We start from the raw sequence: 14,877 nt of genomic DNA, 5'->3' as shown, positions 1-14,877 counted from the left end.
GAGATGCGACACAGAGCTAATGCAGGAGTCACCCCAAAGCACTGCGGGAGCCATCCCATACCTCCAGGCCGCCCGGTTTTCCCACGACGGCTCACCGGAACCCGGCCCCTGAGGGCTGCGTGATGCTCATGCGCGATCCCAACCGGCCGGCCGGCCAGCGTCGCCGGCGCTGGCGACTGGGCTGGGGCACTCCCCCCGGGCTGGCCGCCGCAGCGGCGGCGTGGTCCACGCAGGAGACCCAGGGGGAGCCGGCCTTCCCTCTCACCGAAGCCCGCATCGAGGAGAGGCTCTGGATTGCCGACATCCAGGCCAGCCAGGAGCTGCGGGAAAAGCTCAACAGCATGGGGCTGTATCGAGGCGGTGAACTGCGAGTGGTGGTGCGCGGCGACCGGGACTCCCATCTGGTGGCGGTCGCGAATTCCCGGCTGGGGCTGGATGGGGCGATGAGCAGAGCCATCCAGGTGCGGCGATCGGGAATCGAGATCGCCAGCAGGGCTGAGCCCACCAGCAACCGATCCATCGATGCTTCCACCACAGCCATGCCATCAGACACCACCGATGACCGCGCGTTCAGCACGCCATCCAACCCGCCAGCGGTGAGCGCAGCGAGCCAGGAACGGTTGCAGGACCTACCTGCAGGCAGCCGGGGCAGCGTGGAAGGGTACCGGGAGGGATCCAGGACCTACCGCCAGAAACTTCTCTCGATGGGGCTCACTCCGGGGACGGCATTCGAAGTCACCCGCCATGCCCCCATGGGTGATCCTGTGGAGATCAGGGTACGCGGCTTTTCGCTGATGCTGCGCAAACAGGAAGCGGACATGCTGATCATCTCGGTGACCCACAATGGCTGAACAAGTGACGGAAAAAGTGATCGCCCTCTGCGGCAATCCGAACTGCGGAAAAACAACGCTGTTCAATGAGCTCACCGGCACCAACCAACGGGTGGGCAACTGGCCGGGGGTCACGGTGGAGCGCAAGGAGGGGCTGTTCCACGTTGACGGCATCAAGGTGCGGCTGGTGGACCTGCCCGGCATCTACTCCCTGGATCTTGCCGATGCCCAGGGAGGCCTGGACGAGAAGGTCGCCAGAGATTACCTGACATCCGGCAAGGTTGATCTGATCATCAATATCGTTGACGCTTCCAATCTGGAGCGCAATCTCTATCTCACCGCCCAGATCATGGAGATGCGCCTGCCCATGGTCGTGGCGCTCAACATGGTGGATGCGGCCGAGGAGGCGGGGCTGGTCACCGACACGGTGGCGCTCTCGGAGCGGCTGGGATGCCCTGTCACTCCCCTCGTGGCCTCCCGGGGGATCGGCGTGGAGAGCCTGCTGCATCTGCTGCATCGCGAACTGCGGACGCCGACGCGGCCACGGCCGTACGTGGCCTATCCGGCCGTGGTGGAAGACGCCATTGCCGAGCTGATGCCGCAGCTGGGCGGGCTGGCCTCCGCGCAGACGGTGGGCACCCTCACCCCGGACCACCGCTGGCTGGCGCTCAAACTGCTGGAGGGAAGCGGGCTCTCCGAGGCCTTGCTGCGCGATCAGCAGGACCTCAGGCAACGGGTGCTGGAGCAGCGCCGCCTCATCCGGCAGGTGCTCAACGATGACCTCGATGTGGTGTTTGCCGACAGCCGCTATGGCTGGATCAGGCAGCTGGTGTCCGGCGTCGCCCGGCAGACGCGGGTGGTGAGCCGCAGCATGTCCGACCGCATTGACCAGGTGGTGCTCAACCGCTGGCTGGGAATTCCGATCTTCCTGATCGTGATGTATGGCCTGTTTCTGATCACGATCAATGTGGGCAGCGCCTTCATTGATTTCTTCGACATTGCCGCCGGCACGATCTTCGTCGATGGCTTCGCCAGCCTGCTGGCAGCAGTCAAGGCCCCCGAATGGCTCATCGTGATCCTGTCCGGGGGGATTGGAGCGGGCATTCAGACGGTGGCGACGTTCATTCCCATCATTGGCATTCTGTTCCTGTTTCTTGCCATCCTGGAAGACTCCGGCTATATGGCGAGGGCCGCGTTTGTGATGGACCGCTTCATGCGTTTCATCGGCCTGCCAGGAAAGTCGTTTGTGCCGATGCTGATCGGATTCGGCTGCAATGTTCCAGCGATCATGGCCACCAGGACGCTGGAGAACAGGCGTGATCGGCTGCTGACGATTATGATGAATCCCTTCATGTCGTGCGGCGCCAGGCTGCCGGTGTACGCCCTATTTGCAGCTGCATTCTTTCCGGCCACTGGTCAGAACATTGTCTTTGGCCTCTACCTGATCGGCATTGCCATGGCGGTGCTTACGGGGCTCATCCTGAAAAACACCATCCTTCGCGGCGAAACCTCACATTTCGTGATGGAATTGCCGCCCTATCACATGCCCACCCTCAAAGGGGTGCTGATCCGTGGCTGGGAGCGACTGAAAAGCTTCATCCTGAGGGCTGGCAAGGTGATTGTGATCATGGTGATGATCCTCAGCATCCTCGGCTCGATCGGTGTGGATGGCAGCTTCTCCAATGAGAACAGTGACAAGTCGGTTCTCAGCACTGTCAGTCGCACGATCACACCCGTGTTCAGCCCGATGGGAATCCGTGAGGACAACTGGCCGGCCACGGTGGGCATATTCACCGGGGTGTTCGCCAAGGAGGCCGTTGTCGGCTCCCTGGATGCCCTCTACTCCACCCTGGGGGCCCAGGATGATGCCGCCAGAGGGATTGCCGCGGAAGAGGAGGTCGCCTTCAGCTTCTGGGGTGGCCTGTCCGAGGCGGTTGCCACCATCCCGGCGAATCTGGCGGAGGTGCCGGGGATGCTGCTGGATCCCCTGGGCCTGAATGTCGGCGAGGTGAGCGATCGCCGGATCGCGGCTGAGGAGCAGGAGGTGAGAGTCGGCACCTTCGGGGCCATGGCCACCCGTTTCAATGGCCAGATCGGCGCCTTTGCCTATCTGGTCTTCGTGCTGCTCTACTTCCCCTGTGTGGCTGCCATGGGTGCCGTGTACCGGGAGACCAACTGGGGCTGGACCGCATTCGTGGGCTGCTGGACCACGGGCTTGGCCTACGCCGCGTCCACGCTCGTCTACCAGGCTGGAACGTTTGCCAGCCATCCCCGCCAGTCCCTGGCGTGGATCCTGGCGGTGGCGATCGCCATGGCGGTGACGATTCTCGGGCTGAAGGCTGCCGGCCCTGCCGGAAGAGATCCGGGGCATGGCGCACTGAACGATGCCTCCGCCCAGGCCTTGTGATCCTCCAGCTTCTGCAGACCTATCTGCGCGAGCGGAACATCGCCTCGCTCGCGCAGATGGAAGCCAGCTTGGGGGTTCCGGCGGACGCGTTGCAGGGAATGCTGGATCTGCTGGAGCGCAAGGGCCGGGTTGAGAAGATGCCCCGCCCGCAGCGTTGCCATGGCTGCAGCCTCTGCGATGGCAACGCCCTCGACTTCTACCGCTGGCAGGGGAACCCCGGCGGCGCAACCTGCCGAGCAGCCGGAGCTGACTGTTGCCGAGCGGAGCGTCCGCTCAGCTGAGCCGCGCTCCCTGCCGCCCGAACGCCCTCAGCTCAACCGCCGCCGCGCCAGCAGGCCGTGGCGGGGGGCCAGCACCATCACCAGCAGGAACTGCAGGGTCTGCACCACCACGATGCAGCCGGCCGTGGAGGCATCGAGCCAGTAGCTCACGTAGATCCCCAGCACCGTGGCGCTCACCGCCGAGAGCACCGCCAGAGCGGTCATGCGGTCGAAGCGGTCGGTGAGCAGGTAGGCGGTGGCCCCCGGGGTCACCAGCATCGCCACCACCAGGATGATGCCCACGGTCTGCAGGCCGGCCACCGCCGCCAGGCTCACCAGGGTGAGCAGCAGGTAGTGGAGCCCACCGGTGTTCAGGCCGATCGTGCGGGCGTGGCTGGGATCGAAGCAGAACAGCAGCAGATCGCGGCGCATGATCAGCAGCACCAGCAGGCAGAACACGCTGATCACCACCGTCTGCCACAGGTCCGCGTCGGTGATGCCCAGCAGGTTGCCGAACAGGATGTGGAACAGATCCACACTGCTGCGCACCTTGGTGATCAGCACCAGCCCCAGGGCGAAGAAGCCGGTGAACACCAGCCCGATCACCGTGTCCTCCTTGACGCGGGTGTGCTGCTTGATGGCGCCGATCACCCCCACCGAACCCACCCCGAACACGAAGGCCCCCAGGGCGTAGGGAAGGCCCAGGGCGTAGGCGATCACCACCCCGGGCAGCACCGCGTGGGACACCGCATCCCCCATCAGCGCCCAGCCCTTGAGGGTCATGAAGCACGAGAGCACGGCGCACACCACCGCCACCGTCACGCCGATGGCCAGGGCCCTCTGCATGAAGGCCAGGGACATGGGCTCCAGCAGCGGCGCCAGCAGAACGTCCATCAGGGGTGGGGAGCGGTGGGCGCGGCGGCGCTGAAGGTGCGCAGCAGGTTGGCCTGGGTGAACACCTCGGAGGTGTCGCCGTAGGCGAGCACGGTGCGGTTGATCAGCACCACCCGGTCGCAGAAGCTGGGGATCGACTCCAGATCGTGGGTGGCCAGCAGCACGGTGGCCCCCTGGTCACGCCGCTCGATCAGCAGGTCGATGATCAGGCGCTCGGTGCTGATGTCCACGCCGCTGAAGGGCTCGTCGAGCAGCAGCACCCGGGCGCCCTGGGCCAGGGCCCGGGCCAGGAAGGCGCGCTTGCGCTGGCCGCCGGAGAGGGCGCCGATCTGACGGTCCCGCAGGGCCCAGAGGTCCACGCGCTCCAGGGCCCGCCGCACCAGGCGCCGGTCCTCGCCCGAAGGCCAGCGCAGCGGCCCCATGGCGCCGTAGCGGCCCATCATCACCACGTCCCAGACGCGGATGGGGAAGTCCCAGTCCACCTGCTCGCTCTGGGGCACGTAGGCCACCATCTGCTCGCGCTGGGCCTGGTGCAGGCCGCAGCCGGCGATGCGGATGCTGCCGGCGGCGGGCTTGAGGAACCCCATCAGCGCCTTGAACAGCGTCGACTTGCCGGCCCCGTTCATGCCCACCAGGGCGCAGATGCTGCCCGAGCTCAGCTCCAGGCTCACATCCACCACCGCCGGCCGGCCGTTGTAGCCCACGGTGAGCTTCTCCACGGCGATGCCCGGCGCCTGGGCCGCGGCGCCGGGGCAGTGCTTTGAACGGCGCTCAGACCCGGTCATCGGCACGCAGACCCTGCACCAGAGTCTTGGCGTTGTGGCGCAGCATGTCGAGGTAGGTGGGCGCCGGACCGTTCGGCTCGGAGAGGGAATCCACGTAGAACACCCCCCCGAAGCGGGCGCCGGTCTCCTCGGCCACCCGCCGCTGGGGCCGGTCGTCCACGGTGCTCTCGCAGAACACCGCCGGCACCCGGCGCTCGCGCACGGTGCGGATCACCCGCTCCATGCGCTGGGGGGTGACCTCGCTCTCGGCATTCACCGGCCAGAGGTAGGCCTCCTCCAGGCCGTAGTCGGCCGCCAGATAGCTCAGGGCGCCTTCACAGCTCACCAGCAGGCGGCGATCCTGGGGCACCGCCGCCAGCTGCTCGCGCAGCTCGGTGTCGAGGGCCTCCAGCTCGGCGGTATAGGCGTCGGCGCAGCGCCGGTAGGTGGCGGCGTTGGCGGGATCGAGACGGATGAAGGCATCGCGGATGTTGGCCACGTAGAGGCGTGCCAGCCGCGGCGACATCCAGGCATGGGGATTGGGCTTGCCGGCGGCGGCATCGGTGCTGATCGGGATCACCTCCACCCCCTCACTCACCACGGCCCGCTGCGCATCCCCGGCGTTGTCGAGGAAGCGCTGCGCCCAGAGCTCCAGGTTGAGGCCGTTCACCAGCACCAGCTGGGCGTCCTGGGCGCGGCGCAGGTCGCTGGGGGTGGGTTCGTAGCCGTGGATCTCCGCCCCCGGCCGGGTCACCGACTCCACCCTCAGCCGGCCGCAGGCCACCGCCGAAGCCATGTCGGCCAGCACCGTGAAGCTGGTGAGCACCAGGGGAGAGTCGTCGCCGGCGGCGCTGGCGTCCGGCCTGGGGCCGCTGGCCGGTGCTCCGCAACCGGTGATCAGCAGGGCCAGCAGCGGGCCGGCCCATCCGGCCTTGCGGGATCCACGGCGGTGCGGAAGCGGACTGGGCAAGGAAGAGAGGGGGCTGGACGGAAGGGGAGAACGGGCTGGCGCCGCCGGCGTTGACGCTAGACAACGGCCGCATCCGGCACCGGGCCGCCGGCTCAGGCCCCGAAGGCCTGGCGCAGCGCTTCGCCGTTGCGGCGCATCACCCGCAGGTAGGTGGCGGGATCCAGGGCGTCCTGCTCGGACCCGGTCTCCAGCGGATCGAAGGTGCTGATGCGCACCCCCAGATCGCTGGCCAGGGCATTGAAGGACCGGGTGCCCTGCTGCGGTTCGCTGAGCAGCACCCGCAGCTCGCTGTTCGCCACGATCTCGCTCACCCGGCGCAGATCGACGGGGGTGGGATTGACCGCCGGCACGTCCACCACGAACTCCGCCTGGAGGCCGTAGCGCTCGGCGAAGTAGGGGGCGACATCGTGGAAGGCCACGAAGGTCTTGCCGCGGAAAGGCTCCAGCTCGCGGGCAAGGCTGGCGTCCAGCTCGCGCAGCTCGGCGATGTAGGCCTCGGCATTGCGGCGGTAGCCGTCGGCGCAGCCGGGATCCACCTCCACCAGTCCGTCGCGGATCGTCTCCACCTGCTGCACGGCCCGCCGGGGATCGAGCCAGATGTGGGGGTTCACCGGCCCATGGCTGTGGCCGTGGGCATGGCTGTCCCCGTGGTCGTGGCCGCCGTCGTCCCCGGCGATCGTGGCCACCCCACGGCTGCTGTCGATCACCGTGAGCTCAGCGTTCTCGGCGGCGGCCACCAGCTTGTCGAGAAAGTCCTCCATCTCCAGGCCGTTCTTCACCAGCACCCGGGCCTGGCGCAGGGCCACCAGATCGCCGGGGCGCGACTGGAAGTCGTGGGGGCCGGTGCCCGGCGGGATCAGGGAGGTGACCTCGGCGCAGTCGCCGGCCACCGCCCGGGTGAACAGGGTGATCGGCAGGAAGGTGGTCACCACCTTGAGGTCGCCGCTGGCCTGGGCATCGGGGCGGTCCCGGGCGCCGGGCCCGTTGGGCGGTCCGCAGGCGGCCAGCAGCAGACCCAGGGCCGAGACGGCCGCCAGCAGCCGCCGGGGGGCGCCGCGCAGCCGGGAGGGGAACGCTGATGGCATGGAACGGCGAAGGGTGCGGGAAAGGAGGCCGGGAAGGGGGCCGGGGCGCGGACCGGGCCCGGCGGCCCGCGCCCAGCCTAAACAAGAATGATTCTCAGAATGACTCGCCACCGGCTGGACGGTGCGCTGCAGCCGCTGTGAGCGGTGCAGAATCCACCCCGCGGCGAGCCCGGAGCGATGGAGTTCAACGTTCTGACCCGCCTCAACACCGCCTGGGCCCTGTTCCAGGGTCTGCTGCTGGAAGCGCTGCCGTTCCTGCTGATCGGCGTGCTGATCGCCTCGCTGGCGCGCTGGTTCAGCCCCGGCGGCGCCTGGCTGCGACGCCTGCCCGCCCACCCCGTGGCCGGGCCGCTCACCGGCGCCGCCCTGGGCTTCGCCCTGCCCGCCTGCGAGTGCGGCAACGTGCCGGTGGCGCGGCGGCTGCTGGTGGGGGGGGCGCCGGTGGGCACCGCCCTGGGATTTCTGTTCGCGGCACCGGTGCTCAACCCGATCGTGATCGCCAGCACCTGGGCGGCCTTCCCCGACCAGCCCTGGCTGCTGCTGGCCCGGCCCCTGGGGGCCGTGCTGGTGGCCCTGGGCCTGGCGCTGCTGCTGCGGCTGCTGCCGGAGGCCGACCTGCTGCGCACCGACCTGCTCGAGGAGCGCCGCCTCAACCAGCCCCTGGCCAGCGTCAGCCTGCTGGAGCGCCGCGCCGGCGTGATCGGCCTCAGCGAGGACGCCCCGCCCAGCCTGCCCAGCCAGCCGGCGCCCACCTGGCGGGAGGTGCTGCAGCACGGAGGCCGGGAGTTCCTCAACCTGGCCCTGCTGCTGGTGGCCGGCTGCGCCCTGGCGGCCCTGGTGCAGGCGCTGCTGCCGCGCCAGTGGCTGCTGGCGGTGGGGTCCGCACCGACGCTCTCGGTCGTGGCCCTGATGCTGCTCAGCCTGGTGCTGTCGGTGTGCTCCAGCGTCGATGCCTTCCTCGCCCTGGGGTTCGCCGCCCAGATCACCCCAGGGGCGCTGCTGGCCTTCCTGCTGCTGGGCCCGGTGATCGACATCAAGCTGGTGGGCCTGCTGGGCATGCTGTTCCGCGGCAAGGGACTGCTGCTCACCGCCGCGGGTGCGGGGCTTCTGGTGCTGTTGATCGGTCAGTGGGTGAACCTGTGGCGGCTCTGATGCGCGGCGTGGCTCTGGCCCTCTGGGCCGTGGTGCTGCGGCAGAGCAGCGTGGACGGCCGGCTGGATCTGCTGCTGCGGGCCGCCTTCCACCCCCTGGTGAGCGCGGCCGGCGGCGTGCTGCTGATCCTGGCGGTGGCCCAGGTGCTGGCGGGGCTGCGCAGCTGGGGCGACGAGCCCGACCGCGCCAGCCGCCAGGACCGCCGCCTGAGCGCGGCCACCGCGGCCATCGCCGCTCTGGTGATCGCCCTGCCGCCCAACCCCTCCTTCGCCGATCTGGCCAGCCAGCGGCCGGCGGACGACACCGCCAGCGAAACCCTGAGCTTCGTGCTGCCGCCGGCCCAGCGCAGCCTCACCGACTGGGTGCGGATGCTGCGCAGTCAGCCCGATCCCCAGCTGTTCGACGGCGACCCGGTGCGCATCAGCGGCTTCGTGCTGCCCAAGCCCGACGGTCCACCCCAGCTGGCGCGGCTGCTGGTGCGCTGCTGCCTGGCGGACGCCACCCCGGTGGGACTGCCGGTGCGCTGGCCCGCTGGTGACTCCCTGCCCCGGGCCGACCAGTGGCTGGCCATCGAAGGGCGCATGGCGGTGGAGGACCGGCGCCTGGTGGTGGTGCCCGAGCGCATCCAGCCGATCCCCCGTCCGGCACGCCCCCTGGAGCCCTGATGGCTCCCCTTCCCCCCGCTCCCCCACCCATGAGCCGGTTTGGCGCCTTCCGCGCATCCGCACCTTCCCGCCCCCTGCTGCTGGCCCTGGGCCTGCCGGCCCTGCTGGCGGTGCTGCAGCAGCAGGTGCTGCTGCGGCAGCCGCCGCAGCTGGAGGCGCTACGCAACGCCGCGGCCAGCTCCGGACCGGCGGCCCTGCAAGCACGCTTCAGCCGGCCGATGCAGGCAGCGAGCCTGCAGCGGGGCAGCAGCCTGGAGCCCCCCCTCAGCCACCGCTGGCTGGGCAACGGCAGCGCTCTTCTGCTCAGCCTCGAGGAGGGCCAGCGGGTGGAGGCGCCGCTGTGGCTGGAGCTGGGCGGCCATGATCAGCGGGGCCTGCGGCTGCCCGCCAGCCGGTGGATCTGGGATCCGCGGCCGCGGGTGGTGGCGGTGGTGGACGTGGCCGGTGGCGAGCAGCTGCAGCTGCGCGACCACGACGGCGGCTGGAGGCCGATCAGCCCGGTGTGGCCGGAGATCCCCCAGCTCCTGCCCCTGGGGGATGGCTCCGGCGTGGTGGCGGCCAGCCGCCAGAGCGACGGCCAGCTGCGGCTGTGGCGCATCCGGCTGGCGCAGCACAACCTGCGGCCGGCGGAGCAGCCCGCCCGGCCGGTGCGGGCGGAGGCCCCGGAGCCGCTGCAGGCCGAGCCCGTGGTGTTCGCCCATCTCAGCAGCAACCGCAACGGCGACCTGCTGATCCAGAGCGGGCAGCTGGAGCCCGGCAGCAGCGTGGCGCGGCTGCAGCGGGCCGGAGGATGGCGCTGGCGGCGCCTGCCCTGGAGCGCCAGCGGGCCGATGCAGCTGCTGCCCGAGGGCGGCGCCGTGCTGGTGCCCGACACCGAAGGGCTGCACCTGGAGGCGCTGCCTCCCCGGCCACCCCAGCGCCAGACCCTGCCGGGCAGCCGCGATCTGAGCAGCTTCTGCCCCCAGGCCGGCCGGGCCCTGCTGCAGCGCCACTGGCCCGATTTCCGCCGCTCGCTGGAACTGGTGGAGCCCGGTCAGCCGCCCCGCCAGCTCTGGCTGGGCGGGCAGGCCCTGGTGGCCAGCGCCTGCAGCCGCAGCGGCGATCGGGTGTGGGCCCTGCTGATGGAGGGCACCGAACGGCCCCTGCTCACCCTCCTGGCCCTGAACCGGCAGGGCCAGGAACTGGGCCGGCGGCGGCTGGAGGGCTGGGAACTGGAGCCCGGCACCGGGCTGCACTGGGACGCGAGCGGGGAGCGGCTGCTGGCGACGCTGCGGCCCCAGGCGCCCGGCGACGCGCCACCGCTGCCGGCCCGGGCGGTGCTGATCGATGGCGCCAGCCTCGAGCTCAAGCCGCTGGCGGGAGCCGTGAACCAGGCCCAGTGGCTGGTGGCGGGCTAGAACGGCCCCCTGCGGTGGCACCGTCCTCCACCCCGGCACCCTTGTCTTCGAACCTCACCGCCAAGCTCAGCGCCCGACAGGAACAACTGCTGGAGGCCCTGCGCCGTGCCGAGCAGGAGCTGTCGGGTCAGGATCTGCACGCCCGGCTGCGCGCCAGCAACACCCCCATGGGGCTGGCCACCGTGTACCGGCACCTGCGCCTGCTGCAGCAGTGGGGCCTGGTGCGCTGCCGCCACCTGCCCAGCGGCGAGGCCCTGTTCGCGCCCACCGAGCGGGACGAGCACCATCTCACCTGCGTGGACTGCGGCAGCACCCACCGCCTGGCCCACTGCCCGGTGCACCAGCTGGCCCTCCCCGGCGAGGAGCTGAACGGCTTCCTGCCGCTGTTCCACACCCTGGAGTTCTTCGGGCTCTGTCCGAACTGCCAGCGCCGCCAGGGGCGCCTGCCGGCCGAGGCCTGAGCCGGCCGCCCTAACCTCTGAGAACCATTCCCGCCGAGCCCATGAGCGCCAGCGCCCAAGCCCAAGGCGTCGAGTCCGGCGCCGCTTCCGCGGCCAATTCCGCGCCCGCCAAGGCGCTGCCCGTGACGATCCTCACGGGCTTTCTGGGTGCCGGCAAGACCACCCTGCTCAACCACATCCTCAGCAACCAGGACGGCCTGAAGACCGCCGTGCTGGTGAACGAGTTCGGTGAGATCGGCATCGACAACGAGCTGATCATCGCCACCGGCGACGACATGGTGGAGCTGAGCAACGGCTGCATCTGCTGCTCGATCAACGGCGAGCTGCTGGATGCGGTGTACCGCATCCTCGACCGACCCGAGCCGGTTGATTACCTGGTGGTGGAGACCACCGGCCTGGCCGACCCCCTGCCGGTGGCGATGACGTTCCTGGGCAGCGACCTGCGCGACACCACCCGGCTCGACTCGATCATCACCCTGGTGGATGCCGAGAACTTCAGCGACGAGCTGCTCGAGGGGGAGGTGGCCCGGGCCCAGATCGTCTACGGCGACATGATCCTGCTCAACAAGTGCGATCTGGTGACCGAGTCCCAGCTGGAGGCCCTGGAGGGGCGGATCCGGCAGATCAAGACCGACGCCCGCATCCTGCGCGCGGTGAAGGGTGAGGTGCCCCTGCCCCTGCTGCTCAGCGTCGGCCTGTTCGAGAGCGACCGGGTGGTGGCCCAGAACCAGCCCAGCGAGGCGGAGCTGGATCACAGCGGCTGCGACCACGACCACGGCCACTGCGAACACGAGCACGCCAGCCACGGCCACGACCATGGCCATCACGATCACAGCCACAGCCATCACGATCACGGCCATCACCACGACCACGCCGTCCATCCCGACCACGCCGCCATCGAGGGCTTCACGTCGCTCTCGTTCGAGGCCGACGGCCCCTTCGCCCTGCGCAAGTTCCAGAACTTCCTCGACAACCAGCTCCCGCCCGGGGTGTTCCGGGCCAAGGGCATCCTTTGGTTCAACGAGAGTGAGCGCCGCCACGTGTTCCACCTGGCCGGCAAGCGCTTCTCGATCGACGACTCCGACTGGCCCGGCGAGCAGCGCAGGAACCAGATCGTGCTGATCGGCCGCGACCTTGACCACGACCGCCTGCGCCGTCAGCTCCAGGCCTGCGTGGCCAGGGACGCGGGCAAGGGATTCGCCTGATCAGGCCAAAGCGGGCTTCAGCGCCGATACTGGCAGCGAGGGTTCCCCGGATCAGCCCTCGCTTCGCCTCCTTTCCTTTCCATCCACTCCGGCGCAGACCGGCCTGTTCATGCGTTCCTCCACCCTGCGTCCCCTGCTCCTGCCCGCCGCCGCGGGGCTGGGCCTGAGCCTGCTCTCCGCCCTGCCGGCCCAGGCCCACGGCATTGCCGATGCCGGCCTGGCCCACGGCTTCTCCCACCCGATCACCGGTCTCGACCACCTGCTGCTGCTGGTGGGCGTGGGCGGCGTGGCCGCCTACATCGGCAGCTCGGTACTGCTCTTCGCCCTGGTGGGCGCCGTCGCCGGAGCGGTGATGGGTTCCCTGGGCGGCACCCTGCCCGGCGCCGAACTGCTGGCGGCCCTGGCCGTCTCGGCCATGGGCGCGGTGATCCTGGCCAGCCGGCGCAGCGGTCAGGGGCCGAGCCTGGGCCTGATCGGCACCCTGGTGGCCATGGCCATCGCCATCCATGCCCTGCTCCACGGCCAGGAGGCCAGCGGCACCGCCAGCTGGTGGCTGGGGGCGGCCCTCGCCTCCACCCTGGTGGTGGGCCTGAGCTTCGGGGTGCTGCGCCAGGCCCATGCCCGCTGGACCGTGCTGGTGGCGGCCCTGCTCACGGGGGCTGGACTGGTGCTGGCCGTCGTGCCGGCCTGAGCCCTGCGTGCCTCTTCCCGGTGGTCGCGAAAACCGGCCCCGAACGGCCAGATTCGCTACGCCACCGCGGCATGCCCTGGCTACCGTGAGTCGAGTCACACGCACGTCATGGCCGAACTGCTGCTGCTCTCGGGCGTTCTTGCGCTGTTCGGCCTCGCCTTCTGGCTCACCACCGACTCTGACGACGACAACGGTGGCGGCGGCCTGATGCAGCCGGTGCTGGTGCCGGTGCGGGTCGAGCGGCGCCGCTGAACCGCCTCCACCCTCCGCCCGCGACGGCCAGGCATCGCCTTCGCCTGAGCCGGACGCCGCGTTTCACACGTATCAAATGTCACCCGATCAGAGCAGATCGGGCACGTGTGCCTGTCTGGGGAAAACCCTAGGTTTGACCTGATCGAGCCCTGGCCCAGCCCCGCACAGCTTGTTGCTGCACGCAATCCTGCGGCCGCCCTGTCTTGCGGCTGGCCACCGGTCTTGCGGCTGGCCACCGGTCTTGCGGCTGCCCCCGCTGCTCAGGCTGACCAGGCTGCCGCTACACCACCGACGCCTCCGACCCGTCGGGGGACCAGGGGCGGACGGGAACCCGGCCGCCGACTCACCCGTGTCCGCTTCCCCAGCCTGTCCATGAACGCTTCCCGCCAACCGGCAACGCTGCTCGAGGTGCAGGGCCTCTGCCGCCGGTTCGGCGCCGGCAGACCTGCCGTCGACGACGTGAGCTTCCACCTGGAGGAGGGGGAGCTGCTGGCCCTGCTGGGGCCCTCCGGCTGCGGCAAGACCACCACCCTGCGCATGATCGCCGGCCTGGAGCGTGTCGATGCCGGCTCGGTGCGGCTGCGGGGCACGCCGATCACCGACTGGCGGCCGGAGCGGCGGGGCATCGGCCTGGTGTTTCAGGACTACGCCCTGTTTCCCCACCTGACGGTGGCCGAGAACGTGGCCTTCGGGCTGCACCGCTGGCCACGCCAGCGGGGCGCGGCCCGCACCGGGGAGATGCTCGAGCTGGTGGGTCTGAACGCCCTGGCCCGCCGCTATCCCCACGAGCTCTCCGGCGGCCAGCAGCAGCGGGTGGCCCTGGCCCGCACCCTGGCGCCGGGGCCTGATCTGGTGCTGCTCGATGAGCCGTTCTCCAACCTCGATGCCGCCATGCGGGTGGAGATGCGCCAGGAGGTGCGTCAGCTGCTGCACCGGGCCGGCGCGGCGGCGATCCTGGTGACCCACGATCAGGAGGAGGCCATGGTGATGGCCGATCGCCTGGCGCTGATGGAGCACGGGCGCCTGGTGCAGACCGGCAGCCCGGACGAGATCTACCGCCAACCGGCAAGCGCCTTCGTGGCCTGCTTCCTCGGCCGCTCCAACCTGCTGCGCGGCGATGCCCACGGCTCGGCGGTGGACACGCCGCTGGGTTGCCTGCCGCTGGCCTCGCCGGCCCACGGCCCCACCACCATCGCCCTGCGCCCCGAACAGATCCGGCTGGTGGCCGACCCCCAGGCCCCCGCGCTGGTGGAGGTGCGCGAGTTCCGGGGTCACGACCAGCTGCTGCGGGTGCGCCTCGATGACACCACCCTGCTGGTGATCTGCCCCAATCGGCACTGCCTGCGGGAGGGGGAGCGGGTGCGGCTGGAGGTCACCGAGAAGGTCGTGCCCCTGCCCTGCTGAACACCAACGGCTGGCGAATAGCACCGGAGAGCCTGTTGGAACGCATCAGTGCAACATTGGTCACACGGGAGCGTGCCGGCTCCGCCGGTCCGGCCCGTGGCCGGCCGCTAGAAGGGCTGCGGCCGTCTTTTTTCCCAACGAGAGAAAGGCGGAATCCGTTGTTGTGAGGATTTCCATGGCATCCAGCCAACCCCTGGCGCTGGCCCTGGCCTGCGCCGGTCTGTTCACGCCGTGCGTGGTGAGCGCCGCGGAGCTGAACCGCTCCGGTCTGGCCATCGATGATCTGAACCGCTACTCGAGCACAGGCTCGCTGGAGCAGGTCACCAGCATCTCCCAGTTCTCCGACGTGCGGCCCACCGACTGGGCCTACCAGGCGCTCTCCAACCTGATCGAGCGCTACGGCTGCGTCGCCGGCTACCCCGACGGCACCTACAAGGGCC

General features: G+C 70.0%; 16 protein-coding genes. 12 read left to right on the top strand and 4 right to left on the bottom strand.

Annotated features, from left to right (window positions below; genetic code table 11):
• The first annotated feature begins 128 nt into the window (after positions 1–128).
• The 3 genes from KBY90_RS13440 to KBY90_RS13430 are packed head-to-tail and all read left to right on the top strand — an operon-like array spanning position 129 to position 3,518.
• Positions 129–851 carry a FeoA family protein gene (locus tag KBY90_RS13440; protein ID WP_254969167.1) on the top strand — a complete coding sequence of 241 codons (723 nt, stop codon included), beginning with the start codon at positions 129–131 and terminating at the stop codon, positions 849–851.
• Between the two features lie 4 nt (positions 852–855).
• Positions 856–3,237, top strand: coding sequence for a Fe(2+) transporter permease subunit FeoB (feoB, locus tag KBY90_RS13435; RefSeq protein ID WP_254969166.1), 2,382 nt, complete (start codon positions 856–858; stop codon positions 3,235–3,237).
• Complete coding sequence (locus KBY90_RS13430) at positions 3,234–3,518, top strand: FeoC-like transcriptional regulator (RefSeq protein ID WP_254969165.1); 285 nt, start codon at positions 3,234–3,236, stop codon at positions 3,516–3,518. Before feoB ends, KBY90_RS13430 begins: the two co-directional genes overlap by 4 nt.
• Before the next feature lie 27 nt (positions 3,519–3,545).
• Here KBY90_RS13430 and KBY90_RS13425 read toward each other — a convergent pair whose 3' ends face one another.
• The 4 genes from KBY90_RS13425 to KBY90_RS13410 form a co-directional block, all read right to left on the bottom strand.
• Complete coding sequence (locus tag KBY90_RS13425; RefSeq protein WP_254969164.1) at positions 3,546–4,391, bottom strand: metal ABC transporter permease; 846 nt, start codon at positions 4,389–4,391, stop codon at positions 3,546–3,548.
• A complete protein-coding gene (locus KBY90_RS13420; protein WP_254969163.1) occupies positions 4,391–5,176 on the bottom strand; it encodes a metal ABC transporter ATP-binding protein in 786 nt (261 codons plus the stop codon). The genes KBY90_RS13425 and KBY90_RS13420 overlap by 1 nt, the downstream gene beginning before the upstream one ends.
• Positions 5,163–6,125: a metal ABC transporter substrate-binding protein gene (locus KBY90_RS13415; RefSeq protein ID WP_254969162.1), complete on the bottom strand. Its 963-nt coding sequence runs from the start codon at positions 6,123–6,125 to the stop codon at positions 5,163–5,165. The genes KBY90_RS13420 and KBY90_RS13415 overlap by 14 nt, the downstream gene beginning before the upstream one ends.
• Before the next feature lie 92 nt (positions 6,126–6,217).
• On the bottom strand, positions 6,218–7,210 hold the full coding sequence (locus KBY90_RS13410; RefSeq protein WP_254969161.1) for a metal ABC transporter solute-binding protein, Zn/Mn family: 993 nt from the start codon (positions 7,208–7,210) through the stop codon (positions 6,218–6,220).
• A gap of 192 nt (positions 7,211–7,402) precedes the next feature.
• On the opposite strand from KBY90_RS13410, the gene KBY90_RS13405 reads away from it, so the two are divergent.
• The 9 genes from KBY90_RS13405 to KBY90_RS13365 all read left to right on the top strand — a co-directional run.
• On the top strand, positions 7,403–8,362 hold the full coding sequence (locus KBY90_RS13405; protein ID WP_396122596.1) for a permease: 960 nt from the start codon (positions 7,403–7,405) through the stop codon (positions 8,360–8,362).
• A complete protein-coding gene (locus KBY90_RS13400; RefSeq protein WP_254969159.1) occupies positions 8,362–9,027 on the top strand; it encodes a TIGR03943 family putative permease subunit in 666 nt (221 codons plus the stop codon). Before KBY90_RS13405 ends, KBY90_RS13400 begins: the two co-directional genes overlap by 1 nt.
• A gap of 29 nt (positions 9,028–9,056) precedes the next feature.
• Entirely contained in the window at positions 9,057–10,424 is a 1,368-nt protein-coding gene (locus tag KBY90_RS13395) for a hypothetical protein (RefSeq protein ID WP_254969158.1), read from the top strand.
• A gap of 41 nt (positions 10,425–10,465) precedes the next feature.
• Positions 10,466–10,885 (top strand): Fur family transcriptional regulator, encoded by a 420-nt coding sequence (locus tag KBY90_RS13390; protein WP_254969157.1) that lies wholly within the window; start codon positions 10,466–10,468, stop codon positions 10,883–10,885.
• A gap of 41 nt (positions 10,886–10,926) precedes the next feature.
• The gene (locus KBY90_RS13385) at positions 10,927–12,090 is read left to right on the top strand and encodes a GTP-binding protein (RefSeq protein ID WP_254969156.1); all 1,164 of its coding nucleotides are present in this window, start codon (positions 10,927–10,929) and stop codon (positions 12,088–12,090) included.
• Between the two features lie 109 nt (positions 12,091–12,199).
• Positions 12,200–12,781 carry a HupE/UreJ family protein gene (locus KBY90_RS13380; RefSeq protein ID WP_254969155.1) on the top strand — a complete coding sequence of 194 codons (582 nt, stop codon included), beginning with the start codon at positions 12,200–12,202 and terminating at the stop codon, positions 12,779–12,781.
• Positions 12,782–12,889: 108 nt separating this feature from the next.
• Entirely contained in the window at positions 12,890–13,033 is a 144-nt protein-coding gene (locus KBY90_RS13375) for a hypothetical protein (protein ID WP_254969154.1), read from the top strand.
• 372 nt (positions 13,034–13,405) lie between these two features.
• Positions 13,406–14,437 carry an ABC transporter ATP-binding protein gene (locus tag KBY90_RS13370; RefSeq protein WP_254969153.1) on the top strand — a complete coding sequence of 344 codons (1,032 nt, stop codon included), beginning with the start codon at positions 13,406–13,408 and terminating at the stop codon, positions 14,435–14,437.
• Positions 14,438–14,612: 175 nt separating this feature from the next.
• The coding region (locus KBY90_RS13365; RefSeq protein ID WP_254969152.1) for an S-layer homology domain-containing protein at positions 14,613–14,877 on the top strand (265 nt) is incomplete at its 3' end.

It is taken from the genome of Cyanobium sp. CH-040, assembly GCF_024346135.1.
Lineage (GTDB): Bacteria > Cyanobacteriota > Cyanobacteriia > PCC-6307 > Cyanobiaceae > NIES-981.
The sequence above is the reverse complement of the archived record's forward strand: the minus strand, read 5'-3'. Positions and strand labels throughout refer to the sequence as shown.

What these genes read in the sequence shown, in the direction of transcription:
- KBY90_RS13440 (WP_254969167.1), top strand. Translation starts at nt 129, where the DNA reads ATGCGCGATCCCAACCGGCCGGCCGGCCAGCGTCGCCGGCGCTGGCGA.
- KBY90_RS13425 (WP_254969164.1), bottom strand. Translation starts at nt 4,391, where the DNA reads ATGGACGTTCTGCTGGCGCCGCTGCTGGAGCCCATGTCCCTGGCCTTC.
- KBY90_RS13420 (WP_254969163.1), bottom strand. Translation starts at nt 5,176, where the DNA reads ATGACCGGGTCTGAGCGCCGTTCAAAGCACTGCCCCGGCGCCGCGGCC.
- KBY90_RS13410 (WP_254969161.1), bottom strand. Translation starts at nt 7,210, where the DNA reads ATGCCATCAGCGTTCCCCTCCCGGCTGCGCGGCGCCCCCCGGCGGCTG.
- KBY90_RS13400 (WP_254969159.1), top strand. Translation starts at nt 8,362, where the DNA reads ATGCGCGGCGTGGCTCTGGCCCTCTGGGCCGTGGTGCTGCGGCAGAGC.
- KBY90_RS13395 (WP_254969158.1), top strand. Translation starts at nt 9,057, where the DNA reads ATGAGCCGGTTTGGCGCCTTCCGCGCATCCGCACCTTCCCGCCCCCTG.
- KBY90_RS13385 (WP_254969156.1), top strand. Translation starts at nt 10,927, where the DNA reads ATGAGCGCCAGCGCCCAAGCCCAAGGCGTCGAGTCCGGCGCCGCTTCC.
- KBY90_RS13380 (WP_254969155.1), top strand. Translation starts at nt 12,200, where the DNA reads ATGCGTTCCTCCACCCTGCGTCCCCTGCTCCTGCCCGCCGCCGCGGGG.
- KBY90_RS13375 (WP_254969154.1), top strand. Translation starts at nt 12,890, where the DNA reads ATGGCCGAACTGCTGCTGCTCTCGGGCGTTCTTGCGCTGTTCGGCCTC.
- KBY90_RS13370 (WP_254969153.1), top strand. Translation starts at nt 13,406, where the DNA reads ATGAACGCTTCCCGCCAACCGGCAACGCTGCTCGAGGTGCAGGGCCTC.